The organism is Photobacterium sp. DNB22_13_2, assembly GCF_052873915.1.
Window position 1 is genome coordinate 216,167 of record NZ_JBNNXU010000005.1, and the last position, 23,106, is coordinate 239,272.

A 23,106-nucleotide genomic window follows, 5' to 3' on the forward strand; every position below is an offset into this window, starting at 1 on the left:
GCCCAGAGCCGAAAAGTACAAGTGATTGGATTTTCTGTCTATGTCGCTTTAGCGGGACCTGGGTAACAATGTAAACATGCTCAACGGCACCAACGACAAAATTAAAAGTAATGCCAATAACGACAGCTACTTCTTAGCCGTAACGGGTAGCACTGTAAAAACACACTCAGATCTAGGAAGGAAAACAATGCCTATTCAACAACAGTTTCGCGATGCCATGTCTAATCTTGCCGCAGCGGTGAATGTCGTGACCTCAGGGGGTGAGGCCGGTACCGTTGGCCTTACTGCGACAGCCGTCTGTTCAGTGACCGATAGCCCTGCCACTGTACTGGTCTGTGTTAACCGCAACAGTGCCTCTAACCAGATTTTCAAAGACAATGGCCGTATTTGTATTAATGTTTGTGCTGCCGAGCATAAAGAAATGTCGATGCATTTTGCTGGTATGACGGGCATGGCGATGGAAGACAGATTTCAGCTGCCAGGGTGGGAGTTCAACCAATATGGCGTGCCCATTCTCACGGATGCGTTGGCAACACTTGAAGGTAAAATAGGAACTATCAGCGAAGTGGGTACTCACAGCGTGTTCTTTGTCGAAGTCGAATCCATCACCACCACCGAGAGCGATGCGTTGGTGTACTTCTCCCGTGAGTTCAAGTCGGTAGAAACGGCAGTAAAGATGTCGGAAGTCGCTTAAAAGTACCATTGTTCAGTAATGTCATTCAGGTACCAGACTGGTCGCCAATTCTATTTTTCCTAAAGAGTTGGCGACCTGTTTGTGATTACAACTTTAGCCCAACAGTCACTGCGATTTGGTCTGGTTCGTAACGGTAGTTACCGACATCCATCTTCAGTACTTCGTTAGACACATTAATGTAGAACATGTCTGCCGTTAGGCGCATACCAATACCGTAATAGGTGTTGGTATCAGAGTAATTGGTAGAATAGCAATGTTTACTCGAACACCATCTGTCATCTTCAGTCGTTCGATGAAAGCCCAGTGATACGTAGGGCTTTAATGACACACTTTGGCTAAGCGGGAAGGCATAGCCTAGGTCTGTCCCAAACTTTACTGTGCTGTAATCCACAGAGCCTCGGTAGTAGTCATAACCTGATTCTTCATAAGAAAGATTAAAACCTACAATGCGGTTGAAGTCGTAACCCCCTTCAAGCTTGAAGCCGGTATCGGTATCGATGTAACGATCAGACAGATATGAGATCCCCAAACCAACACGCGGGCCCTGATAAGCATTAGGGCCGCCATGATGGTAATGATGGTGAGTATGATGTTGATTGGCGCTAGCGACCATCGGAGCTGTAGTTAGCAGGGTTAAGGCTGCGGTTGCGAGTAACTTTTTCATTATCTGCCTTACTGTGGAAATAGGAAGCGGGGAGATTATGGCGATCAAGCTTAGGGTTGTAATTAGTAAGGCTAGTGAAATAACACAAAGCTGACAAAAGGAGCTGTTTTCGAAGCATTTGGCTGCTAATTCGCGTCAAATGTAACCGAGTGTTTCTTTGTTACGATAGGGTGCTTTGCTTTCCTGGGGGCATAAAGATACCCGTGGACATAAAGGGTACTTAATATTGCATGCTTTTGTTACATGGCCTTGTCACAAGGTTCTGGTATATCAATGTGTTGATGTACGATGGGGTGGATGGGGGGGGAACCCAAGCTAGTCACAACGGTATTTCTTCCCTTATCTTTGGCTTGATAAAGTGCTTGGTCGGCTCTTGATAGTAAGTTGTCCCAGCTTTCGCCATCACGAAGACTGGCTACGCCAAAGCTCGATGTAAGTGGTAGTATCATGTTATCAATCAAGCCACTCGTGAAAATGCTTTTTCTCAGCGATTCTGCGAGAGCGCTGGCATCTTCAAGTTGACTATTGGGTAAAATGATAAGTATCTCATCCCCGCCAAATCGAAATGCAAAGTGGTAGGGGCTAATAACAACATTGATTATTTTGGCTACCCTTTTCAAGGCCTTATCTCCGACTAGGTGGCCATGTTTGTCATTGATTGACTTGAAATTATCTATATCAGTCATAATGATGCTGAGCGATTTTGCTTTATGGCTCTTTACCAGTATGCCGGGTAGTACTTTATCCAAAGCATGACGGTTGTAAAGTTGGGTTAAGGGATCACGTCTAGAAACCTCTCGAATGGATCTGACCAAGCGAGCATTGATCATCCACAGCATGCTAAATAAGAACGTGAGTTGATGGAGTAAACCTGCATACATGAAGTTGTGTATTTCTTCTGAAAGTGCAGACCAAGTAGCACGAAAAACCATAAAAGTGCCATACAGAAATAAAGATGATGACATCATCCATACGGCGATTTTTAAGTCCTTCTGTTTTCCATTTAGAGTGGCTATAGCCGTGGTTATCGTACTGATGGCTAGGAAGACACTAATGACGATGACCCGTGCTTTTATCGACGGTGATACATGTGAAAAATAATAGAACAACGAGATGGATAACGGGTAGCAGGCATAAGTGAAGTAAGTATATTTTAGCGAGCTCTTTCGAAATAGACACAGGCTGTGCAGGACCAATTGGAAGCCTAACATGATGATGGCATTGGCAATGATAATGGAGAGCCAGTTTGAAGTTGTCCCTCTAAAGCTGAGAACTAATGGGCCAATACCAATGAACAGTAGCGACAGGGCAAAGAGCCCCAAGCCCGGGATCTTTTTTTGCGATCGTTGATAAAGAAGAAAGCCAGTACTGTAGATACAAGAAAATAGAATAATAATGAAATTAAGTGTTCTTATATCGAGAGTAAAACTGTCCATTTTATATTTCCCTTTTTTTGCGTAGCAACAAAATAAGGGGGTCCGTTTTCTGATTTATTTGGTATTAAAATCATAGAACACTGTTAATAGAATGCTTAATAACCAACGTGAAGTGAGAATGTAATCACATTACATGGCTTGATTTAAATATTTATTAGAAAAGCACACGCTATACACTTTATCCCCACAGGAAAAGTGTGTATTGCTTGATGTAGGGAATATTTATGTTTCACGGCTCCTTGATATCAATCAGTGCATTAAGCAATGAAGACAGCTGTTGGTATTTTTCTTCGCCAAGCTTTGCTTTGAGCTGTATATACTGCGCTTCGATGAGGGGACGTAGATCATCAACCAATAGTTTTGCCTTAGGGGTTAGCTGGATATAGTACTTCCGGCCATCATTAGCTGACTTCTTGCGTTGCACATAGCCTATTTTCTCTAGGCGGTTAACGATGCCTGTCAGGCTAGGGCCAAGGATACAGCACTCGCGTGACAAGGTAGAGAAGTCAATTTCTCCCAAGGTGTCGAGCACCCGCATCACCCGCCATTGTTGCTCGGTGATTTCGCTATCTGCCAAGATAGGGCGGAAGTAATCCATTGATACATCCCTTGCTCTTATCAGCTGCAGGGGGAGCGAGTCTTCATACTTAGTCACAATATAACCTTCTAGCCGTTACCGTGTTGTCGCAAATTATTATTTTTTTCAGACACATATAGACAATATAAATCAAAGTGCCGAAAAGCTGTAGCTGTATTTTGATCTCGTTTTTGTCGCAGAAAAAGCCTGTATTACTTTGGGTATAGCAGAGTTGGTGAAAAAATGCGGGCTTGCTGCTAGGCACCGAGCCCGCTGTGAATGCCCCCGCTAGGCGTACAAGATACTCGGTAAGAAAAGTACGATAGCTGGCATCAATACGATGATGGCAAGTCGTACCATATCAGCCACCCAGAAGGGGAATACGCCTTTGAAGATGGTGGCGGTTTTGATGTCTTTGATAATACCGGATAACACAAACACGTTAAGGCCAACCGGTGGAGTGATCAGGCTGATCTCCGTTACCACGACCACAACGATACCGAACCAAATAGGGTCAAAACCAAGCTCAACCACGACCGGGAAGAAAATCGGTACGGTTAGCAACATCATCGACATACTTTCGAATACGCAGCCCAGGATGATATAGACCAAAATAATCAGGCCTAGCGCCATCATTGGCGAGACATTGACGGCTTGGATCATATCAATCAGTGCGGTCGGCAAACCGGCGCGGTTGATGAAGTTAGACAGGATCAAAGCACTGATCACAACGGCAAACAGTGATGCCGACGTTTTGGCGGTATCGACCAGAATATCGCGCAATATCGCATAGTTGAGCTGACGGCGGTATGCGGCCAAGGCAAATGCTCCTGTAGCACCTATCCCTGCAGCTTCCGTTGGGGTAAAGGCCCCGATATAAATACCGCCCATGACTAACACAAACAGTGAGAGGGTCGACATGATGCCTTTGAGTGCGATAAAGCGATCTCGCCAGCCAACTCTTTCACCTGGAGGCGCACTTTCAGGGTTGCGGAATACCACCCATTGCACTGCCATTAAGTAAAGAACAATCCCTAGCAGGCCAGGAATAAAACCGGCTGCAAATAGCTCGCGGATACTGCTCTCTGTGAGTAGGCCGTAAATCACCAGCATAACACTTGGCGGGATCAGAATACCCAGCGTTCCCCCGGCAGCAATAGAAGCGGCCGCGAGACCATCGGAATAGCCAAATTTACGCATTGGTGGCATAGCGACTTTGGACATCGTGGCCGATGTGGCCAAGCTCGAGCCACAAATTGCCGAGAATCCACCGCAAGCCAAGATAGTCGACATCGATAGCCCACCTTTGCGGTGTCCGACAAAGGCATTACAGGCGCGGTAGAGTTCGTTGGACAAGCCCGCCCGTGTCACTAAGTTACCCATTAAGATGAACAACGGGATCACCGACAGGCTGTAATCCTGGCCGGTATCGATGATGCGGCGGGCCGCCATCGACATTGCGGCAGTCCAGTTGTAATCGTTGATGTACCAGAAACCGAGGAAACCGACCACACCCATGGCAAAGGCCAGAGGTAAACGTAGGAACACCAAGGCAATAAGAACAGTAAAACCAATTATGGACTCAATCATTTAAACCCCCTTGCTCTCGGTATTCAGTGGCTGGGTATTCTCTGTTGGCGAAAATAATGTCTTGCCGTAGGTCAGAGCATTGATGAAGGTCAGGAAGCCACCGGCAAAACCAGTAACGGAAATCAGGTACGTGACATAGCCAAGAGGCAGCTCAAGAATTTCCGTGACCTCTTCATACTCCATAGAGCGGCCAGCCAGTTTCCAGTTCATCATGGCAACCAGGATCAGCGAGCAGGAACAAATTAGGTTGATCACTACCTGACGTAATCCAACCCAGCGCTGGGGGAAGATATTGTCGAGTAAGTCGACACAGATGTTTTCTTCCTGCCACGATACCAATGGAAATGCCATGAAGACCATGACTGCCAGCAGAACCTCGATCATCTCGGTTGAGCCGACAAGGGGACTGCTAAAGAAAAAGCGCCCGACAACATCAACAAAGGTGATCACCATCATTAGCATCAGGCTGAGAGCGGCAAGGGCCTCCAACCCTCGCCGAATCGCCTTGGAAAGTCTTGAGCAACTCATAACTTACAGTCCTTGTTCTAGCTCTTGGTAGAAATAGTTGTAGGCCGCTTCACCATCGATTTTGCGTTGCTTGGCCGATTTGTACCACTTGTTAACCAAAGGTTCTGTGGACTTTTTCAGCTCGGCAATCATCTCAGGTGAGGCTGGGGTGAAGGTATGGCCATTGGCAATGCCCGCTTCGTAGCCAACGTTGTCCATGTCATCCCACATCTTGCCAAACAGGCGGGAGAGCTTTTCGCCAGAGACATTGCGAATCGCTTCTTGATCAGCCTTAGATAAGCCGGAAAGAGTGTCGAGGTTCATCACAATGGCAAAGCTGCCACGGAAGATCCCGCCCGGATAAACAGTGGTATTGTCAGCCACTTCCGCTAGACGGAAAGAAGCCAGTGATTCGTAAGGCAGGTAAGTGCCATCAACAACACCTTGAGAAATTGACTCGTACACCTTGGTGGTCGGGGTAAATACCGGAGTCACCTTCATGTCTTTTGCTATATCTGAAATGACGCCACCACCGACGCGTAGCTTTTTGCCTTTGATATCATCCAGCGAAGCAACCGGCCCCTTGGTGATCAGCTGGCCCGGACCGTTAACACTGAGCGCTAATACCTCAACGCCTCGGTGCTCACGACCTTTGTTTAGGTAAGCTTCATAGGTACGCCAATAGGCTTGAGAAATAAGCTCTGAGCTGGCGTAGTCAGAAAACGTCGGAATTTCAGGTAGCTGGGTTAGCTTGAAACGACCGGCCTTGTGACCATGATAAATCCAAGTTACTTCACCGATCCCGTCGGTGACCACATCGATCTGGGTTTGCGGTGGGGCAAGATCGTATTCAACCTTTACCGTTACGCGACCGTCAGTGGCCTCTTCTACCCACTCACCCCATGTTGGCCACACAACTTTATTGATGCCGTGGTTAGGCGAACCCCACGTACTGATTTTTATCGTTTTTTCTGGCGCTGCATGAACGGTGTGGGTCGAAAACATGAGTAGTGCAGCGGTAGTCATGGAGGCAACTTTGGTTACACGCATAACGGGATTCCTTTAGTTATGGATGATGATTGATGCTCACTGAGTGAGTCGTTGTTGGACTTTAGTTAACATATTAACTAATTCGACAGAAAGCAAAGGTGTTGTTAATGAAATGTGTTTCTTTTCTGCCGCTTTGTTAACTGGATCAATGATTCGAAAACAAAATCACTCCCGAGATTATTTTCTTGGCTGATTATCTAATGACCAATCTGTAAATACCTCCTACAAATGTGATCTTCACTGCGAAATCAATGTAACGGGAATTTCAGTGGATAAGCGATAATCTCCATTATTTCATCTAAGTTTATGTTTATTAAAGCTTTAGTGTTGTGGTGTTACGATGCTGGACATTAGTTAATATGTTAACTAATATATTTAACATGTTAATTACTTGCTCGTTGCTTACCCTGACAGCATGACTGTAGAGAAGGGGCGTTGGCAATCAGACCGCCAGAAAAAAGGAATGCTAAATGTTAACGGAAGATCAAATTCATGTGGCAGCTGAACGACTGTATAAAGCTGAGAATAACCGCGAACAGATCCCAGCTCTTACACTCGACTATCCAGATATGGGCATGGATGACGCCTACCGTATCCAGAGCCGCTGGGTTGAACGAAAAATCCGTGAAGGTGCTGAAGTAAAAGGTTACAAAATTGGCCTGACATCAAGGGCGATGCAAATGGCTGTCAATATAGATCAGCCTGATTATGGGGTACTGCTTGATAACATGTTCTTTCCCGATGGCGCCCAAATTCCAGCCGATGACTTTCTTGACCCACGGATTGAAGTGGAACTGGCCTTTATTCTGAAGGATAAGCTGGAAGGTGAGAACATCACCATTTTTGATGTGCTGAATGCTACCGACTATGTTGTTCCAGCCCTCGAGTTAATCGCGGCACGTTGTCACCGTACTGATCCGCAAACCGGCTATACCCGCAAGGTGTATGACACCATCGCAGATAATGCGGCTAATGCGGGGATCATCTTGGGTGGTCGCCCAATCAAACCTACCGAGTTCGATCTTCGTTGGGCCGGTGCCATGCTCTACCTCAATGGTCAGATTGAAGAAACCGGTCTGGCGGCGGGGGTGCTTGGCCATCCTGCCAATGGGATTTGCTGGGTATGTAAACGTTTTGCACCTCATGGGGTTTCACTCGAACCTGGACAGGTGATTTTGGCGGGCTCCTTTACCCGTCCGGTTGCCGTTAAAGCCGGAGACAGTGTTCATGCTGACTTTGGTCCACTCGGTGGCATCTCGGTCAAGTTCGTATAAAGGAGGCCATATGCGACCGAACAACACTTTACCGACGAATGCATTCAAGCATGCCCTTAAAGAAGAGGCCCCATTATGGGGACTTTGGCTCGGCCTGCCAGATACCAGTTGTGCAGAGATCTGCGGCGGCAGTGGCTTTGATTGGGTGCTGATCGATGGCGAGCATGCTTCGTTTGATCTTACTGGGATTAAATATCATTTACAGGCGTTGGCGCCGCATCCGACATCGGCCATTGTTCGCGCCGAAGATGGCAATCCAACATTACTGAAGCGTTTGTTGGATATTGGCGCCCAGACCGTACTGGTACCAATGATCAATAGTGCTGAGCAAGCACAGCAGGCTGTTCAGTCAGTCTACTACCCGCCAATGGGACAGCGTGGGATCGGCAGTGCCTTGGCAAGGGCATCGCAATGGAACCGCATTCCAAATTACCTTCAGAAAGCCAATGATGAAATTTGCTTGTTGGTACAAGTGGAAACCGTTGAGGCGATCGAAAACATCGAAGCGATCGCAGCCGTTGAAGGCATTGATGGGATATTCATCGGGCCGTCGGATCTGAGTGGTTCTATGGGACATATCGGAAACCCTAGTCATCCTGAGGTCGTCGCCGCCATCGAGCACGCTATCAAGGTGATTAACCAAGCGGGCAAGGCGGTGGGGATTTTGTCATTGAACCCGACTCAAGCACAACGTTATGTCCAGCAAGGCGTGAAATTCATTGGTGCTGGCGTAGATACCCTACTACTGCGTCAAAGTGCAGAAGCTTTGGCTAAAAAATTGAAAGACAAGGATAGCGACAGCGACACTGACACTGAAGCGGCTGCCGTTGAGAACGTGTACTAAGAAACGCGGGGTTGAAAAGGAAGATTATGGAAAAGATGTTTAAAGGCAAAGTGGTGTGTGTGGCGCTCAACGATAGCGAGCAACGCCAGTTAATGGCCGAACAGTTTAATGAGCCGCCATACAAGGCACCGCCTACACAACCGGTATTGTACTTCAAACCAAGAAATACCTGGAGCAACGAATCGAAGGCTGTGGCATGGCCTGCACACAGTGACGAGTTTGTGGTTGGTGCCAGCCTAGCGGTGATTATCGGCCAGCAATGCCGCCGCGTAACATCACAGAAAGCGTTGGATTATGTTGAGGGCGTGGCTTTGTTACATGACTTTTCATTGCCTGAAACCAGTTACTACCGTCCGGATATCAAAGGTAAATGCCTCGATGGGTCGGCGACGCTGTCATCGCCAGTAACCCTTTCAGATGCGGGCGATCTTTCTTCGCTAGCGGTGTCTACCATGGTCAACGGCCAGCAGGTGCAGCAATTACCGCTTTCTCGCCTTTACTGGGATGTCCCGGCGCTATTGGAGCGTATTTCCCACATTATGACCTTGGAAGCCGGCGATATTGTCGCTGTCGGTTTTGCGGGGGAGCGCATTGCATTGCAGCCCTATGACAAGGTGTCATCAACAGTCGGAGAGTCATCGACAGCTGGAGAGTCATCAACAACTGGGCTGTTAGTTAGTTTACAAAATACGGTGGGAGGCCAGTACGCATGAAGCGCGCCAGAGTAGAACATAAAGGAAAAGTGTTGGATGTCATTGTTAACTTCGAGGGAGATCTGGTGACCTCAAGCGGTGAGGTACTTGCCCCACAGGCTGTGAAGTGGCTCTGTCCGGTTGAAAACCCCGGGACGATTTTTGCCCTGGGCCTGAACTACGCCGATCATGCCTCTGAATTAGCTTTCGAGCCGCCAAAAGAGCCGTTGGTGTTCCTTAAAGGCAGCAATACTCTCACTGGCCATCAACAGCCATCTTACCGTCCTGATGATATTGAGTTCATGCATTACGAGTGTGAGCTGGTGGCGGTGATTGGTAAAAGTGGCAAAAACATCAAGCGCGAAGATGCACTGGAGCACGTTGCTGGCTTCACCATCTGTAATGACTACGCGATCCGAGATTATCTAGAAAACTACTACCGTCCGAACCTGCGCGTTAAAAGCCGCGATTCACTCTGCCCAATCGGCCCTTGGCTTGTCGATAAGGACGATATTGCCGATGTAAATAACTTGGCGCTGGAAACCCGTGTCAATGGTGAGCTGACTCAGAAAGGCACCACGGCCGATATGATTTTCGATATCCCGTTCTTGATTGAATACCTCAGCAGTTTTATGACCCTGAACGAGGGGGACTTAATTGCGACGGGCACACCGAAAGGACTGAAAGATATCCAGCCGGGTGATGTGGTGAGCTGTTCGATTGAGGGTATTGGCGCGTTGGAAAATCCGGTGCTGTCGGAAAAAGCCTTTTACGGTGAACTGACTGAATAAGTGACGATGGGCTGGTTAAGCCACCTATTCCATTTGAAAAGATTTAGGGAACAAATTATGACTCAGCAACTCGATACCAATATCAACAAGGCCAATAGTTATCTAGCTCGTTTTCGCAGTCAAACCCTTGGCCATTACATCAATGGGGAATGGACACTTGGTTCCGAAGGTGAAACTTTCGAGAACCTCACTCCGACTGACAATACGTCGCTGGGTAACGTCGTTAAAGGCTCGTCAGAAGATGTTAACCAAGCGTGCTTGGCTGCCGAAAAAGCGTTTGTCGAATGGGCCGCAATATCAGGTGCTGAGCGCCGTAAGATTTTACACAAACTGGCTGACAAAATTGAAGACCGGGCAGAGGAAATTGCCCTGGTCGAGTCAATGGACTGTGGCCAGCCACTACGCTTTATGCGTCAGGCGGCGGTGCGTGGGGCTGCTAACTTCCGCTTCTTCGCCGACAAGTCACCAGAAGCAAAAAATGGTTTGTCTTTACATCAGGATAACCACACCAATTACACCATTCGTACACCGATTGGCCCGGTAGGGGTGATCACGCCTTGGAATACGCCTTTCATGCTTTCTACTTGGAAGATTGCTCCTGCACTGGCGGCAGGTTGTACCGTGGTACACAAACCTGCTGAATTCAGCCCACTAACAGCAGCTATTCTGGCTGAATGTGCAGAAGAGGCAGGTTTGCCTGCGGGTGTCTGGAATATGGTTAATGGTTTCGGCGAAGTGGCTGGTAAGGCGCTGACCGAACACAAAGCTATCAAGGCCGTCGCTTTTGTCGGGGAAACCGTGACTGGTTCGATGATCCAGGCCCAAGGGGCCCCAACGCTTAAGCGTGTTCACTTCGAGCTTGGCGGTAAGAACCCGGTGATAGTGTTTGATGATGCTGACTTTGATCGCGCTTTGGATGCGGTGGTCTTTATGATCTACAGCCTTAACGGTCAGCGTTGCACCAGTTCAAGTCGCTTGTTGATCCAATCGGGTATCAAGCCGAAATTTATCGAAGCCCTGAAGCAGCGAGTGGAAAACCTGCGTGTTGGCCACCCATTGGATCCGCAAACCGAAGTCGGTCCGTTGGTGCACCAATCTCATTACAACAAGGTTTTGAGCTACATGGACTATGCCGAGCAAGATGGCGCGACCATTGCCGTAGGAGGCCGTGCACTGCCTGAAATGGGCAATGGTAACTACCTGACGCCAACGTTGTTTACTGAGGCTGATAACACCATGCGTGTCGCCAAAGAGGAAATCTTTGGCCCGGTACTGACCTGTGTTGAATTCGAGAGTGAAGAGCAAGCGCTACAGATAGCCAATGATACGGAATATGGTTTGTCAGGTTATATCTGGACGCGCGATACCGGTCGTGCAATGCGGATGGCCACCCATGTTGAAGCTGGCATGATTTGGGTAAATTCTGAGAACAACCGTAACCTGCCGTCACCGTTTGGTGGGGTGAAAATGTCGGGTGTAGGCCGTGATGGGGGTGATTGGAGCTTTGATTTCTATATGGAAACCAAAAATATCTGTATTGCCCACGATACCCATAATGTTCCTTCTCTGGGCAAATAAAACGCTAATCATTCGTTATGACGAGGAAAGGGTACCCCGGCCAGGCTAGGTGCTGGGGCCCTTGCCTTAATACAGATATAGGCAGAGCCCTATACAGAAAAAGAGGAGAAGGGAAATGCCTCATTTCATCATGGAATATTCACCAAACTTGGAGCAGGACGTTGATATTCCTGCGCTAATGCGAGTGATCCACCGCGAGGCCATTGAAACTGGCGTGTTTCCGAAAGGTGGGATCCGCACCCGTGCGATCCGCTGCGATCATGTACTGATCGCCGATGAAGATCCGGAAAATAGTTTTATCCACCTGACAGCGAAGGTTGGGGTAGGGCGCGATATTGAAACCCTGAAAGCGGCGACCGATAGGGTGTTCGCTGTTTTCAGCGACTTTTTGGCCCCGACATTTGAAAAGCGATATTTAAGTATCGGCTTTGAAATGACTGAGCTTCACCCGGTGTTGAACTACCGAAAAAATAACATTCACCAGAAATTGGCGAAGCAAGGGAAATAGTCATGGGGCAGGCATGGGTGCACTTTCAGTATGTCTTCTCTACCATCATGCCGGTATTTTTGATGATTGGGTTAGGTTTCGTGGCATTTCGTCGAGGGATCTTACCTGAAAATGGACACAAAGCATTGGCCGCCTTTGTGTTCAACTTCGGCTTACCGGCTGCCATATTTAGCGCATTAAGCACCAAGTCTCTCGGTGAGGTATGGCATACCGATTATATTTTGGCTTACACCTTGGGCTCGCTGGTGGCGTTTGGTTTGGTGTTTATTTATGCCGTTTGGATGCTCCGCAGGACGGCGGTCGAAAGTGTTGTCCTTGGGCTGGGAGGCAGCTTCTCCAATAGCCTGCTGATTGGTTTTCCGATCATCTTTTTCTTATTTGATACCCCGGCATTGATCCCATTCTCCCTGACCTTGATTGTCGAAAACCTGATCATGTTGCCATTACTGCTAGGGTTGGCCGATATGGCTGACAACCAACATGGTGCCAACCTCAAGGTCAAGATGAGGGAGACAGCAGGGAATTTGGCAAAGAACCCAATTGTACTGTCTATTGTGCTGGGATTGGCGTGTTCGGCGATAGAGCTTCACCCGCCGCAGGCCGCTGAACGCATTATCGATATGCTGGCCAGTACGGTGACTGGGGTGGCACTGTTTACGATTGGCGGTGGTTTGGTTGGGGTAAGTGTCGCAGGCATGAAAAGGGAGATCGGTACCGTGATGATCGCCAAGCTGCTGATACACCCGCTGTCGATTTTAGTCATGTTGATGTTGGTATTCCAACTGGACCCGATGATGAGTTCGGTGGGAGTCATCTTAGCCAGTGTCCCTATGTTCGGGGTGTACGCCGTTATTGGCCAACGTTACCAGATGGGCGGGTTGTGCGCAGCGGTACTGCTGCCAACCACCTTGCTTGGCATGCTGACCGTCAGTGCCTTTACCACCTTGACACTACTACTGTTTTAACTTTGATAACTGTTCAAATTTTTTGAATTTGTTGCCTTGTTTTGGGCAATGACCTATAACCGAAACTAACGTCCGCTACCTAACAGGATGTGATTGAGAAAAGGGAACTATTATGGGCAAACTCTGTGTTGCAGCGAAAATTACTCACGTACCGACCATGATCATGTCTGAGCAGCCAGGTAAGCTGCACGGGTGCCGCAAAGCTGCCATTGAAGGCCACAAGCAGCTTGCTCAACTCGCCAAGGATTTGGACGTTGATACCATTGTTGTGCTCGATACCCATTGGTTGGTTAATGCCGGTTATCACGTCAATGCCAACCAGCAGTTCAAGGGCAACTACACCAGCCACGAATTCCCGCACTTTATCCAAAACTTGGAATACCAATACTATGGCAATGCCGAGCTCGGTAGCCGGATTGCCGATAAAGCAACAGATAAAGGGGTCTTCACCTTATCTCACGAAGTCGAGTCGCTGGATTTGGAATACGGTACTTTAGTGCCGATGCGCTATATGAATGAAGACAGCCATTTCAAGGTCGTTTCAGTGGCGGCATGGTGTTCGGTTCATAGCATAGAGTCGTCTCGTATTCTTGGTGAGGCAATTCGCGAAGCGATTGAAGAGAGTGACAGCCGAGTGATGCTGTTGGCGTCGGGATCATTGTCCCACCGCATCTGGGCTAACGATGATTATGTCGCGAATAATGGTACGTTCACCATTTCCAAGGAATTCAACCGCCAAGTCGACTTACGCGTGCTGGACCTATGGCAGAGCCGTGAATACAAAACCTTCCTGGAAATGCTACCTGACTACGCTGCGCTGTGCTCGGGAGAAGGTGGTATGCACGATACCGCCATGTTGTTTGGCGCATTGGGTTGGGATAAGTACGAGGGAAAGGCGGAAATTATTACCGATTACTTCCCAAGCTCGGGAACTGGGCAGGTTAACGTGTTGTTCGAGGTGACGGAATAATGGGGGCATTGATGGAATTTAATAACCCGGCACTGTTTAAGCAGCAATGCTACATCGGCGGGGAATGGTCAGATGCGTTGGATGGCCAGACTACAGCGATCACCAACCCATCCACTCAGGACGTGATTGGTTATGTTCCCACGATGGGCGAGAGGGAAGCGGCACAATGTGTCGATATCGCCCAGCAGGCATTTGAGCTGTGGAAACAAACGACAGCAGATCATCGTTCAGTGGTGCTGCGTCGCTGGTATGATTTGATCGTTGAGAACACCGATGATCTCGCCAGAATCCTCACCACCGAACAAGGAAAACCCTTTACCGAGGCGAAAGGCGAAATTGCCTATGCGGCTAGCTTTGTTCTTTGGTACAGCGAAGAGGCTAAGCGCGCCTATGGCGAGGTGATTCCAAGCCATAAAATGGATGGCAAGATAGTGGTGACCAAAGAGCCTATCGGTGTGGTCGCCGCCATTACGCCGTGGAATTTCCCGGCGGCGATGATCACTCGTAAGTGTGCCCCTGCTTTTGCTGCAGGTTGCGCTGTTATTCTTAAACCTGCTCCAGAAACGCCGTTTACCGCACTGGCGTTGGCAGAACTCGGCGAAAAAGCGGGTCTGCCAACCGGATTGCTCAATGTTATCACCGGAGATGCGGTGGCCATTGGCAGCGTGCTGACAGGCCACAAGAAGGTGCGCAAAGTTTCGTTCACAGGTTCAACCAATGTTGGCAAGATTTTAATGAACCAGTCGGCAGCAACTATCAAGAAAATGGGGCTGGAGTTAGGCGGCAATGCGCCGTTTATCGTGTTTGACGATGCCGATATCGATGCCGCAGTCGAAGGTGCCATGATTGCTAAGTTTCGCAATGCCGGGCAAACCTGCGTGTGTGCCAACCGAATTTTTGTTCATGATGCGGTATATGATGAGTTTGCTGAAAAGTTGGCAGCTCGAGTGGCGAACCTAAAGGTTGGCGACGGTTTTTCTGAAGGAGCCGAAATTGGCCCGATGATTAATACTGGTGCCGTTGAAAAAGTCCGTACTCATATTGATGATGCCCTTACCAAAGGCGCGAAGGTACTGTGCGGCAACCTCGCAGGGCAAAAAGGGTTGTTTGTCCAACCGCATGTGGTGATTGATGTTACTGATGAGATGCTGGTAGCAAGTGAAGAAACGTTTGGCCCACTAGCCCCCTTGTTCCGTTTCAGCTCGGAAGAGGAGGTGGTTGAGCGTGCCAATAACACCGATTCGGGCTTGGCTGCTTACCTTTATACCCGTTCACTAGGCCGTGCATGGCGAGTCGGGGAGGCATTGGAAAGTGGCATGGTCGGCATCAACGAAGGCTTGATTTCCACCGCCGCGGCGCCATTTGGTGGGGTCAAGGAATCTGGCCTTGGCCGTGAAGGATCCCGCCATGGCATGGAAGACTATCTGGAAATGAAATATTTGTTTATGGGCGGGTTGAGCTAAAAAGATCAGTAAAGAGACATTTTTGAGAACGATGCGCTGCCTGAAAGTAGGCAGCGCCTAATAATACGATTAGCAGAAACTAATAAGTTACTTAGATTGGAGTGGCGATGAGCATTACACGATCACCTACCTAGTAAATTAAAAGGCATGTTATTGTGTAAATAAAGGAATAAGTAAATTCTTAGTGAAGAAAATATCAGTTAAAACTTGTAGGCTAAACGGTAAATCATTATATCACCATAGCCATCAGCTCCGAGTTTATTATAGTAGTATCGGTACATTACTGTTGCATTTATATTTTTAGTTATATCAACACCTAAATTAAGGCCACCATTAACTCCTGTTTCTCCATAATTATTATGGGCATATTCACTATTTCTGAACATTTCAATTTCTGTCCAGTTACTTAACAAGAAAGACTGGCCAAAAGCCTCAAAGACATACCCTGCACTCCACCCTAATGTTGCACCATTGAACCCGTTAACATTGGTAATATCAGCAAACTCGTTATAAACCGTTGTATAGTTAGCGGCTACCCAAGGTGTAAACCACCATCCGTCACCACTGATATCGGTATAGCCAAAGCCGAGGAAACTGTTTGTTTCTTTAATTTCAGTACCGTGGGAGCTGTAAACCTTGGAAAAAATACTGGCGCCAGAATCACCGAGATAAGTATGGGCTTGCAAATTATACGTTGCGGTTTGCTCGCCTGAATCTCGATCAAGTCCTTCGAAGTCATAAAAACCAAACAGTTCGCCCCATTCGAAATTAAAACCACCTTCAATACCGATTAATGCTTGGTCAAATTCACTGTCAGATACGCCATGTCCCCATGCTTGGTAATCAAAGTGAAGGTTTCCCCAACCTGAATATTCATCGGCAACGGCTGTGCTTGTTGCGAGAGCGCAGCATAGTAGGCATGAACCAATAACTTTTTTCATTTTTTATTTCACCGTATTGTTTTGGATTTAGGCATCACAAAGCCCTCAGCTATTTATTGCCGAGTTAATGTGAGATATTTGAAAGAGGAGGGAGTCACAATGACTCCCAACTTTAATTTATACGAAAGAGATGAATAAACCGGTGATGGCTGCGCTCATCAAGTTGGCAAGGGTTGCTGCGAGAATGACCCTGACTCCCATGGAGGCAATAAAAGGCTTCATCTTGGGTACGATGGTTCCTAGAACACCGATCATCGCGGCAGGTGCTGAGAGGTTGGCAAAGCCAGCCAGTGCCATGGTGATAATGGCCTGAGTCTCATGACTCAAGGTTTCACGCACTTCAGAGAAACTCATAAAGGCGACAAATTCATTCAATACTAGCTTTTGGCCAAGGAAGTTGCCGGCAATAAGGACTTCATTGCTGGGTACACCGAGTAGGAAGGCGATAGGTGCAAACAGATAGCCAAAGATTGCCTGTAGGGTTACACCGTCAATGCCGACCAGTGAAAACAGGCTTCCCAACATGCCGTTAAACATCGCGATCAAAGCAATAAGTGCCAGCAACATGACACCGATGGCTGATGCCATTTTCAAGCCACTGAATGCGCCGCTGGTTGCCGCTTCGATGATGTTGATTGGCTTATCTTCATCGTTATAGATATCGAAATCGACCTCGACGGGCTCATCGGTTTCAGGGTAGATGATTTTTGCAAATAACAGCCCTGCAGGTGCAGACATAAAGGCTGCAGATACTAAGTACTTAATTTCAATTCCCATACCCGCAAAGCCAACCAACACCGAGCCAGCAATAGAGGCAAAACCACCGGTCATCAAAGCAAAGAGCTCTGACTTGGTCATTTTGGGGGCGTAGGGCTTCATCATGACAAAGACATCGGTGTTGCCGATAAATATATTGGCTGCTGCGGCGGTTGATTCCGCCTGAGATGTGCCTAATACTTTTTGAACACCCATGCCGATATATTTTACAAGACGTTGCATTATGCCTAAGTAATAGAGCACTGACATAAATGCACTGAAGAAGATGATGATTGGTAATACATGAATGGCAAAGATAAAGCCAGAACCATAAGCGCCTAACTCTCCGAACAGGAATCGGATCCCTTCGCCTGAATAGTCCATGATGGAGCTAACGGCGCTTGAAATACCAATCAATATGACCTGGCCTGCTGGCACAAATAAAATAAATGCTGCAATAGAAGCCTGGAGAATAAGGGCAATGCTAACGGTGCGTAATTTAATCGCTTTTCGGTTGCATGAAAAGACCCAACCGATAAAGAGTAAAACTGCCATACCTAAGAGAGGAGTTAATGTTTGCATCTTAGCTATTACCCTTTAATTAACCGTTTGAATAAATCGATAAACAGATTATCGCGTTCGATAAACTTGATAACGCGTATTGGATGGCGTCGATTATCAAAACTCCAGGTTAAGTTGTCATTTAGCACCGGTGAGGCTACAAATGTTTCGGTGTACCAGCTAGCGTCAATAAGGTAACCAACCGGTGCGATATCCCAGATCACTTTTCGGTTAGCAAAACCAATCCAAGGGCACTTTGGTGCCTCTTGCGCGAGGTAATCACCTATTTCACTGGTACCTGCGAGGTAGTACTGAAGCTCTGGTACAGAGGTAGCAAGTGTGTTGGTGACCCCCATGCAAGGGAATAATGTGAGGGAGACGCCAGAGTTTAATAATACTCGACTCGCGTCGATGTCTTGTCGTAGATTAAATTCTTCGGTGTTATGCCAGTCAAAACTGTGACCACCTAACCATAATACGTGGATCTTGTCGACAATTGATGGGTCTGCAATAAGGGCGTGGGCAATGTTAGTTGGTGCACCAATACTGATCACCTGAAGTATGCTTTCACAGGCATGAGCCCTAGTAATTAAGTCTCTGACAGCAGCAGAGTGTTCAGGTTTCGCGCATTGATAAACGTAATGGGTTGAACCTTTGAACATGGCTGGTTTCTTATCAACCTTAACCCGATTGATTACTCGTTCAATTTCCTTATAGCTCAGTGTCATACCAACAATAGGATCTGAAACGGCTTCATGGCTGTCATTAAACATCGAGTTGGTGAATGGTGCTGCATATATTGCTTGCAGGTCAATACGATCACTTCTGAGCATTGCCCATGCAATGGCAAACTGGTCATCAATTTCATTGAAGGTATCACTATCAATAACAGTGGCAATTTTGCCTGTAGCTGGGACATCCATTTTTGCCATCCGCTCAGTGAGTGTCATTGAAGCAAATTCGGTTTTCATTTGGGTTAAAACGAGTTCGTGGTTAGCCATTACATTTTTTCCTGTTCTGTTAGTCGAGCTTCTGCCAGTGATGCTTCGGGCATGTTCGAGGCGCCTTTTCGCTCTACAGCGAGAGACGCATAGGACGAGGCAAATTTAATTGCGTAGTCAAGTGGTTGGTCATTAGCCAAGCAGGCCGCGAGGGCACCATTAAAAGAATCACCAGCACCTGATGTATCAGTGACAACTGCTTTATATGGTGGGTAATGTCGATATTGTTTACCATCGAACATCAATGCGCCTTTGCTTCCCAGAGTCATGACAATATTTTTGGCACCCATGTCATGAATTGCTTGTGCAGCTTGCTGGGCAGTATCAAGGTCTATGACCTTGATACCGGTCAAATCTTGAGCTTCGGTTTCATTGGGGGTGATAATATCGACCAAGTGTAATATCGTTTTGCATTCGTCGATATAAGGAGCGGGATTTAACATTACCAATGATCCTGTGGTACTTGCACACTCTATCGCTTGTTTTGTGGCAGTAAAGTTGTTTTCCAGCTGGGTCAGAAATACCTTACTTTTCTCAATAAGATCATATTCTTGATGAAGCTCCATGGCGGTAATAGTTTTATTGGCCCCTAAATCAATCGCAATAAAGTTTTCACCTGACTTCTGGGAAACAAATATGGATGCATTACCAGTATGTGTTTTTTTGTCTTCTAGAATAGAGAATGAGTGGATATCGGTAGTTGAAAAGTACTGTCGTGCTTTGCTGCCAAATTCATCGTCACCGATTTTTACGGCTAAATGTACTAGGCCATTAACTTTTGCGGCTGCAGTAGCTTGATTAGAGCCTTTTCCCCCGGCATAAAATCCAGTGGAAAGGGAATGGATAGTTTCTCCCTCCCTTGGAAAGTCAGGGACTTCAGAAACAATATCAATATTAAAAGAGCCTAGGATGTACACCCCTAACATTTGATTTGAGCTCAGTGCTTTTTCATTTTGTCCGGAAACATACTTACCAGAGAGTGCATTCATTATATTGTTAATACCCATCTGTTTGAATAAAACGTTATTTTCTATAGTTACGAGCCTTGCTCCGCCAAAGAATAGTTCTGCGACACCTGATTCTTCTAATTGTTTTAAGTCTCTGCGGATAGTTCTATCAGTTACCTCTAACAATCTTGCTAGCTCAGCAACTGACACCTGTTTATCTTTTAGTAACAAAGAGCGAATAGTGTTGATACGTTGATGCTTGAGCATAGATCCTCCTTGTGTGTTAAATAATAAGGGGAGAGCTGAATTAGATCTGATTGTCTACGCCCAATTATAAAGCGAATTCGGACATACTCTGTCCGATTTTCTCTAGGATATTTTTTAATCTCTATTTTTGTACTGCAGCATCAGAAGAAGGGGAGTAATTAAATAACTTCAGCTTGATTAATGATGAAAAGTCCAACTCATTCTTGGGTTTTGCCATGTCATTCTTGAGCAAGTTAAGAGCATAATAGCCCTTCAGAATATGCGTCAGGGAATGAGTCGCGATGTATTACATTTTGCTAGCAGATGGCGAGCTTATCTTGCTGTGAGCACAGACTTCAGAATGAGAAAACACCACGAACACAGGCGTGTCCGTGGTGTTTTTGTTCGATTCTACTTTTCTGGCTATTGCGGAAGTTTGTCACACACCGTGGCTTCCACCTTGACGTCATACATTTCAAGTAGTTTGACGTAACCGCCGCTTTGGCACATTTCCTTGAGCTTTTTGTTGAAGGAATCTTTGACAGCCTTGTCTTTGAAGCTGGCCTTGAATTCAGTGACAGGTGGGAAAAGGCTGTGGTAAGTGACACTGTCGGTCGATTGCTTCATTGCTTTGCTGAAGAACTCAAAGATGCTGTGGTCGATGACGATCACTTGCTTGTCGGCTTTCCAAAATTGGGCGACTTGATCGGCTTGGTCACCAAACTCATGGTAGTTGTTGCGGTAGTCAGAACCTGGAGAAAATAGTGCTTGGAACTCATCTCCTAGCTCAAGGTAGGCGTTCTGCCAAGTCAGTACCGGGTGGATTTTGAGATCATCGATAGAATCAATCGCGAGATCATCGCTTTTCTTGCTGATGGCAAAGTTAACAAAGGTCACCAGATGATCGGAATAGTAAATTTCGCCGCCATCCACTAAAACGCCAATCGCCACATCGGCTTTTTTATCCTGAACGGCATTTTGTACATCACCCAGCGGCATTTGGACAAAGTTGAGTTCATAGCCTTCCAATGCCTGCCTGACGATATCCACTTCAAGTCCTTCGCTACCACTATCCATCACATACGGAGGCATATCAGTTGAGATGGCGACAGTCAGCTTGCCTTGCTCGGCATGAAGGTGAACAACTGCGAACAAGGCTGAGCTGTAAATAGCGAGTCTTAAAGGGATCAGATAGCGAGGCTTTGATTTGGCGTAATTCATTGTGAAAGACCTCAGGCATTAGAAGCAGAAAGTATCTTTCAAGTTTAACAGCAGAGGGAAAACCTGCTTTGCTTCAGGTCGTTTATGTGGCCGATGTATAGTAAATCAGCCTGAGTGCTTTGAAAATAAGACAACAAAAAGGCAGTGGAAACCACTGCCTTTGAGAATACTATTAGCCAATAGCCAATAGCCAATAGCCAATAGCCAATAGCCAATAGCCAATTAAGCGACTACGTTAGCCACTTCTTTAACCAGCTCTGCCAACTCGTCCCAGCGCTCTTCGTCGATCAAGTTGCCTGGAACCATCCAAGTACCACCACACGCAAACACAGATTTAACCGCAAGATAATCTTTAACGTTAGATGGGCTAACACCGCCAGTTGGCATAAAGCTAACTGGGTATACCGCTGTCATCGCTTTTAGCATGTTCACGCCGCCAGAAGGCTCTGCCGGGAAGAACTTCAGGGTATCAAGCCCCAGTTCCATCGCCTGCTCAACCATGCTTGGGTTGTTAACGCCTGGGATGATAGGCATTTCACGCTGTTGACAGTACTTCACTGTGGTTGGGTTGAAGCCCGGGCTGACAATGAAATCTACGCCTGCATCGATAGCTTGGTCTACTTGCGCGGCATTAAGTACCGTGCCGGCACCGATCAGCATGTCAGGGTAAGCATCACGCATGTTGCGGATAGCTTGCGCGGCCGCTTCGGTACGGAAAGTCACCTCGGCACAAGGAAGGCCGTTCTCAGAAAGTACCTGAGCCAGTTTTACTGCTTTATCTGCATCTTTGATGGCAATAACAGGGATAACTTTCAGCTCACCCATACGGGCGTTTAACGTCGTCATGATCTCTTCCTTAATTCGAATTGAATAACACAGGCATTGCTGTGGCTGGAATAATGGCGCCCTGATGTTGGATCACGGTGCCAGCTAATAAGTGGGCATTGCTTGCGGCTTGTTCGCCATTACCACCTGTCAGGCGTGTTGCCAGGTAACCGGCACTGAATGAGTCGCCGGCGGCAGTGGTATCAATTACGGAGTCGACCTTGGTTGCAGCAACGGATTTACAGCCTTCAGCGGTAACCACAAGGCAGTCTTCAGCGCCGCGCTTGATAACAATTTCACCCACACCATATTGTTGGGTACGTGAAATACAGTCTTCCACGGTATGCTCACCATACAGCATGATTTCATCATCGAATGTGAGCAAGGCGATATCGGTGAGTGACAGCATGGTTTGGTAGCGTTTTGCAGCGATGTCGGCATTTTGCCATAAGCGAGGACGATAGTTATTGTCGAAAACAATCTTGCTGCCTTGGTTCTTGCAAGCTTTGAGTACGAGGAAAAGCTTATCAAGGGCTGCTTCTGGCAAAATCGCCAAGCTGATCCCGCTCAGGTAAACCATCTCAAAGTCTGTTAGCTTTTCAATCAAGGCTTGGATGTCAATGTTATCCAGCCAGTAGCGGGCTGCAGAGTCGTTGCGCCAATAATGAAAGGTACGTTCGCCAGTATCGTCAGTTTCGATCAGATACAAGCCAGGGTTCTTTTCTTCGGATTGAAAGACCAATTCGGTATTGATTTGCTCTTGTTGCCAGTCAGCCAACATGTCGCGGCTGAAGCTGTCGGTACCCAATCCAGTAATATAGCTAGTTTCGATGCCATGCTGGTGGGTCAAACGGGTAAGGTAAAGTGCTGTATTCAGCGTGTCACCACCAAAACTCTGTTTGATGAGCTCGCCCTTACGTTGCAGTTCGACCATACATTCACCGATCACAGCAACACGATTTAAAGCCATAAAAAAACCCTCAATTTTGGTCATTGAAGGTATTT

The 23,106-nt window shown here is 47.2% G+C and carries 23 protein-coding genes; 10 read left to right on the forward strand and 13 right to left on the reverse strand.

Going from position 1 to position 23,106, the window contains the following annotated elements; genetic code table 11:
• Positions 1 to 187 precede the first annotated feature (187 nt).
• Positions 188 to 694: a 4-hydroxyphenylacetate 3-monooxygenase, reductase component gene (gene hpaC, locus ACVA58_RS10130; protein ID WP_446510321.1), complete on the forward strand. Its 507-nt coding sequence runs from the start codon at positions 188 to 190 to the stop codon at positions 692 to 694.
• Between the two features lie 85 nt (positions 695 to 779).
• Here the strand turns inward: hpaC and ACVA58_RS10135 are convergent, their stop codons facing one another.
• From ACVA58_RS10135 to ACVA58_RS10160, 6 genes are all read right to left on the reverse strand, one after another.
• Positions 780 to 1,358 carry an outer membrane beta-barrel protein gene (locus tag ACVA58_RS10135; protein WP_446510322.1) on the reverse strand — a complete coding sequence of 193 codons (579 nt, stop codon included), beginning with the start codon at positions 1,356 to 1,358 and terminating at the stop codon, positions 780 to 782.
• A gap of 239 nt (positions 1,359 to 1,597) precedes the next feature.
• Positions 1,598 to 2,794, reverse strand: a complete 1,197-nt coding sequence (locus ACVA58_RS10140) for a GGDEF domain-containing protein (RefSeq protein ID WP_446510323.1) — start codon at positions 2,792 to 2,794, stop codon at positions 1,598 to 1,600.
• Positions 2,795 to 3,023: 229 nt separating this feature from the next.
• Positions 3,024 to 3,449 carry a homoprotocatechuate degradation operon regulator HpaR gene (gene hpaR, locus ACVA58_RS10145; protein WP_446510324.1) on the reverse strand — a complete coding sequence of 142 codons (426 nt, stop codon included), beginning with the start codon at positions 3,447 to 3,449 and terminating at the stop codon, positions 3,024 to 3,026.
• Positions 3,450 to 3,659: 210 nt separating this feature from the next.
• Complete coding sequence (locus ACVA58_RS10150; RefSeq protein ID WP_446510325.1) at positions 3,660 to 4,961, reverse strand: TRAP transporter large permease; 1,302 nt, start codon at positions 4,959 to 4,961, stop codon at positions 3,660 to 3,662.
• Positions 4,962 to 5,489 carry a TRAP transporter small permease gene (locus ACVA58_RS10155; protein ID WP_446510326.1) on the reverse strand — a complete coding sequence of 176 codons (528 nt, stop codon included), beginning with the start codon at positions 5,487 to 5,489 and terminating at the stop codon, positions 4,962 to 4,964.
• 3 nt (positions 5,490 to 5,492) lie between these two features.
• Complete coding sequence (locus ACVA58_RS10160; RefSeq protein WP_446510327.1) at positions 5,493 to 6,518, reverse strand: TRAP transporter substrate-binding protein; 1,026 nt, start codon at positions 6,516 to 6,518, stop codon at positions 5,493 to 5,495.
• 470 nt (positions 6,519 to 6,988) lie between these two features.
• On the opposite strand from ACVA58_RS10160, the gene hpaH reads away from it, so the two are divergent.
• The 9 genes from hpaH (at position 6,989) to ACVA58_RS10205 (ending at position 15,603) form a co-directional block, all read left to right on the forward strand.
• Complete coding sequence (hpaH, locus tag ACVA58_RS10165; protein ID WP_446510328.1) at positions 6,989 to 7,792, forward strand: 2-oxo-hept-4-ene-1,7-dioate hydratase; 804 nt, start codon at positions 6,989 to 6,991, stop codon at positions 7,790 to 7,792.
• A gap of 10 nt (positions 7,793 to 7,802) precedes the next feature.
• Entirely contained in the window at positions 7,803 to 8,636 is an 834-nt protein-coding gene (hpaI, locus tag ACVA58_RS10170; RefSeq protein ID WP_446510329.1) for a 4-hydroxy-2-oxoheptanedioate aldolase, read from the forward strand.
• A gap of 26 nt (positions 8,637 to 8,662) precedes the next feature.
• A complete protein-coding gene (locus tag ACVA58_RS10175) occupies positions 8,663 to 9,349 on the forward strand; it encodes a fumarylacetoacetate hydrolase family protein (protein ID WP_446510330.1) in 687 nt (228 codons plus the stop codon).
• Positions 9,346 to 10,119, forward strand: a complete 774-nt coding sequence (locus tag ACVA58_RS10180; protein WP_446510331.1) for a fumarylacetoacetate hydrolase family protein — start codon at positions 9,346 to 9,348, stop codon at positions 10,117 to 10,119. Before ACVA58_RS10175 ends, ACVA58_RS10180 begins: the two co-directional genes overlap by 4 nt.
• Positions 10,120 to 10,176: 57 nt before the next feature.
• The gene (gene hpaE / locus ACVA58_RS10185) at positions 10,177 to 11,697 is read left to right on the forward strand and encodes a 5-carboxymethyl-2-hydroxymuconate semialdehyde dehydrogenase (RefSeq protein ID WP_446510332.1); all 1,521 of its coding nucleotides are present in this window, start codon (positions 10,177 to 10,179) and stop codon (positions 11,695 to 11,697) included.
• Positions 11,698 to 11,812: 115 nt separating this feature from the next.
• Entirely contained in the window at positions 11,813 to 12,205 is a 393-nt protein-coding gene (locus tag ACVA58_RS10190) for a 5-carboxymethyl-2-hydroxymuconate Delta-isomerase (protein WP_446510333.1), read from the forward strand.
• A gap of 2 nt (positions 12,206 to 12,207) precedes the next feature.
• A complete protein-coding gene (locus tag ACVA58_RS10195; protein ID WP_446510334.1) occupies positions 12,208 to 13,170 on the forward strand; it encodes an AEC family transporter in 963 nt (320 codons plus the stop codon).
• Between the two features lie 112 nt (positions 13,171 to 13,282).
• On the forward strand, positions 13,283 to 14,140 hold the full coding sequence (gene hpaD / locus ACVA58_RS10200; protein WP_446510335.1) for a 3,4-dihydroxyphenylacetate 2,3-dioxygenase: 858 nt from the start codon (positions 13,283 to 13,285) through the stop codon (positions 14,138 to 14,140).
• A gap of 11 nt (positions 14,141 to 14,151) precedes the next feature.
• Entirely contained in the window at positions 14,152 to 15,603 is a 1,452-nt protein-coding gene (locus ACVA58_RS10205) for an NAD-dependent succinate-semialdehyde dehydrogenase (RefSeq protein ID WP_446510336.1), read from the forward strand.
• A 200-nt stretch (positions 15,604 to 15,803) separates the two neighbouring features.
• Here ACVA58_RS10205 and ACVA58_RS10210 read toward each other — a convergent pair whose 3' ends face one another.
• From ACVA58_RS10210 to ACVA58_RS10240, 7 genes are all read right to left on the reverse strand, one after another.
• Positions 15,804 to 16,544 carry an outer membrane protein OmpK gene (locus tag ACVA58_RS10210; protein WP_446510337.1) on the reverse strand — a complete coding sequence of 247 codons (741 nt, stop codon included), beginning with the start codon at positions 16,542 to 16,544 and terminating at the stop codon, positions 15,804 to 15,806.
• Between the two features lie 117 nt (positions 16,545 to 16,661).
• Entirely contained in the window at positions 16,662 to 17,882 is a 1,221-nt protein-coding gene (locus tag ACVA58_RS10215; RefSeq protein ID WP_446510338.1) for a NupC/NupG family nucleoside CNT transporter, read from the reverse strand.
• A gap of 8 nt (positions 17,883 to 17,890) precedes the next feature.
• The gene (locus ACVA58_RS10220; RefSeq protein ID WP_446510339.1) at positions 17,891 to 18,862 is read right to left on the reverse strand and encodes a nucleoside hydrolase; all 972 of its coding nucleotides are present in this window, start codon (positions 18,860 to 18,862) and stop codon (positions 17,891 to 17,893) included.
• Complete coding sequence (locus ACVA58_RS10225; protein ID WP_446510340.1) at positions 18,862 to 20,076, reverse strand: PfkB family carbohydrate kinase; 1,215 nt, start codon at positions 20,074 to 20,076, stop codon at positions 18,862 to 18,864. The genes ACVA58_RS10220 and ACVA58_RS10225 overlap by 1 nt, the downstream gene beginning before the upstream one ends.
• A gap of 402 nt (positions 20,077 to 20,478) precedes the next feature.
• A complete protein-coding gene (locus tag ACVA58_RS10230; RefSeq protein ID WP_446510341.1) occupies positions 20,479 to 21,276 on the reverse strand; it encodes a substrate-binding periplasmic protein in 798 nt (265 codons plus the stop codon).
• Positions 21,277 to 21,498: 222 nt separating this feature from the next.
• Positions 21,499 to 22,122 carry a bifunctional 4-hydroxy-2-oxoglutarate aldolase/2-dehydro-3-deoxy-phosphogluconate aldolase gene (locus tag ACVA58_RS10235; protein ID WP_446510342.1) on the reverse strand — a complete coding sequence of 208 codons (624 nt, stop codon included), beginning with the start codon at positions 22,120 to 22,122 and terminating at the stop codon, positions 21,499 to 21,501.
• Between the two features lie 10 nt (positions 22,123 to 22,132).
• Complete coding sequence (locus ACVA58_RS10240; protein WP_446510343.1) at positions 22,133 to 23,071, reverse strand: sugar kinase; 939 nt, start codon at positions 23,069 to 23,071, stop codon at positions 22,133 to 22,135.
• Positions 23,072 to 23,106 lie beyond the last annotated feature (35 nt).

Coding starts and splice junctions, on each gene's coding strand:
- hpaC (WP_446510321.1), top strand. CDS start 188: ATGCCTATTCAACAACAGTTTCGCGATGCCATGTCTAATCTTGCCGCA.
- ACVA58_RS10135 (WP_446510322.1), bottom strand. CDS start 1,358: ATGAAAAAGTTACTCGCAACCGCAGCCTTAACCCTGCTAACTACAGCT.
- ACVA58_RS10140 (WP_446510323.1), bottom strand. CDS start 2,794: ATGGACAGTTTTACTCTCGATATAAGAACACTTAATTTCATTATTATT.
- ACVA58_RS10150 (WP_446510325.1), bottom strand. CDS start 4,961: ATGATTGAGTCCATAATTGGTTTTACTGTTCTTATTGCCTTGGTGTTC.
- ACVA58_RS10155 (WP_446510326.1), bottom strand. CDS start 5,489: ATGAGTTGCTCAAGACTTTCCAAGGCGATTCGGCGAGGGTTGGAGGCC.
- ACVA58_RS10160 (WP_446510327.1), bottom strand. CDS start 6,518: ATGCGTGTAACCAAAGTTGCCTCCATGACTACCGCTGCACTACTCATG.
- hpaH (WP_446510328.1), top strand. CDS start 6,989: ATGTTAACGGAAGATCAAATTCATGTGGCAGCTGAACGACTGTATAAA.
- hpaI (WP_446510329.1), top strand. CDS start 7,803: ATGCGACCGAACAACACTTTACCGACGAATGCATTCAAGCATGCCCTT.
- ACVA58_RS10175 (WP_446510330.1), top strand. CDS start 8,663: ATGGAAAAGATGTTTAAAGGCAAAGTGGTGTGTGTGGCGCTCAACGAT.
- ACVA58_RS10180 (WP_446510331.1), top strand. CDS start 9,346: ATGAAGCGCGCCAGAGTAGAACATAAAGGAAAAGTGTTGGATGTCATT.
- hpaE (WP_446510332.1), top strand. CDS start 10,177: ATGACTCAGCAACTCGATACCAATATCAACAAGGCCAATAGTTATCTA.
- ACVA58_RS10190 (WP_446510333.1), top strand. CDS start 11,813: ATGCCTCATTTCATCATGGAATATTCACCAAACTTGGAGCAGGACGTT.
- ACVA58_RS10195 (WP_446510334.1), top strand. CDS start 12,208: ATGGGGCAGGCATGGGTGCACTTTCAGTATGTCTTCTCTACCATCATG.
- hpaD (WP_446510335.1), top strand. CDS start 13,283: ATGGGCAAACTCTGTGTTGCAGCGAAAATTACTCACGTACCGACCATG.
- ACVA58_RS10205 (WP_446510336.1), top strand. CDS start 14,152: ATGGAATTTAATAACCCGGCACTGTTTAAGCAGCAATGCTACATCGGC.
- ACVA58_RS10210 (WP_446510337.1), bottom strand. CDS start 16,544: ATGAAAAAAGTTATTGGTTCATGCCTACTATGCTGCGCTCTCGCAACA.
- ACVA58_RS10215 (WP_446510338.1), bottom strand. CDS start 17,882: ATGCAAACATTAACTCCTCTCTTAGGTATGGCAGTTTTACTCTTTATC.
- ACVA58_RS10220 (WP_446510339.1), bottom strand. CDS start 18,862: ATGGCTAACCACGAACTCGTTTTAACCCAAATGAAAACCGAATTTGCT.
- ACVA58_RS10225 (WP_446510340.1), bottom strand. CDS start 20,076: ATGCTCAAGCATCAACGTATCAACACTATTCGCTCTTTGTTACTAAAA.
- ACVA58_RS10230 (WP_446510341.1), bottom strand. CDS start 21,276: ATGAATTACGCCAAATCAAAGCCTCGCTATCTGATCCCTTTAAGACTC.
- ACVA58_RS10235 (WP_446510342.1), bottom strand. CDS start 22,122: ATGACGACGTTAAACGCCCGTATGGGTGAGCTGAAAGTTATCCCTGTT.
- ACVA58_RS10240 (WP_446510343.1), bottom strand. CDS start 23,071: ATGGCTTTAAATCGTGTTGCTGTGATCGGTGAATGTATGGTCGAACTG.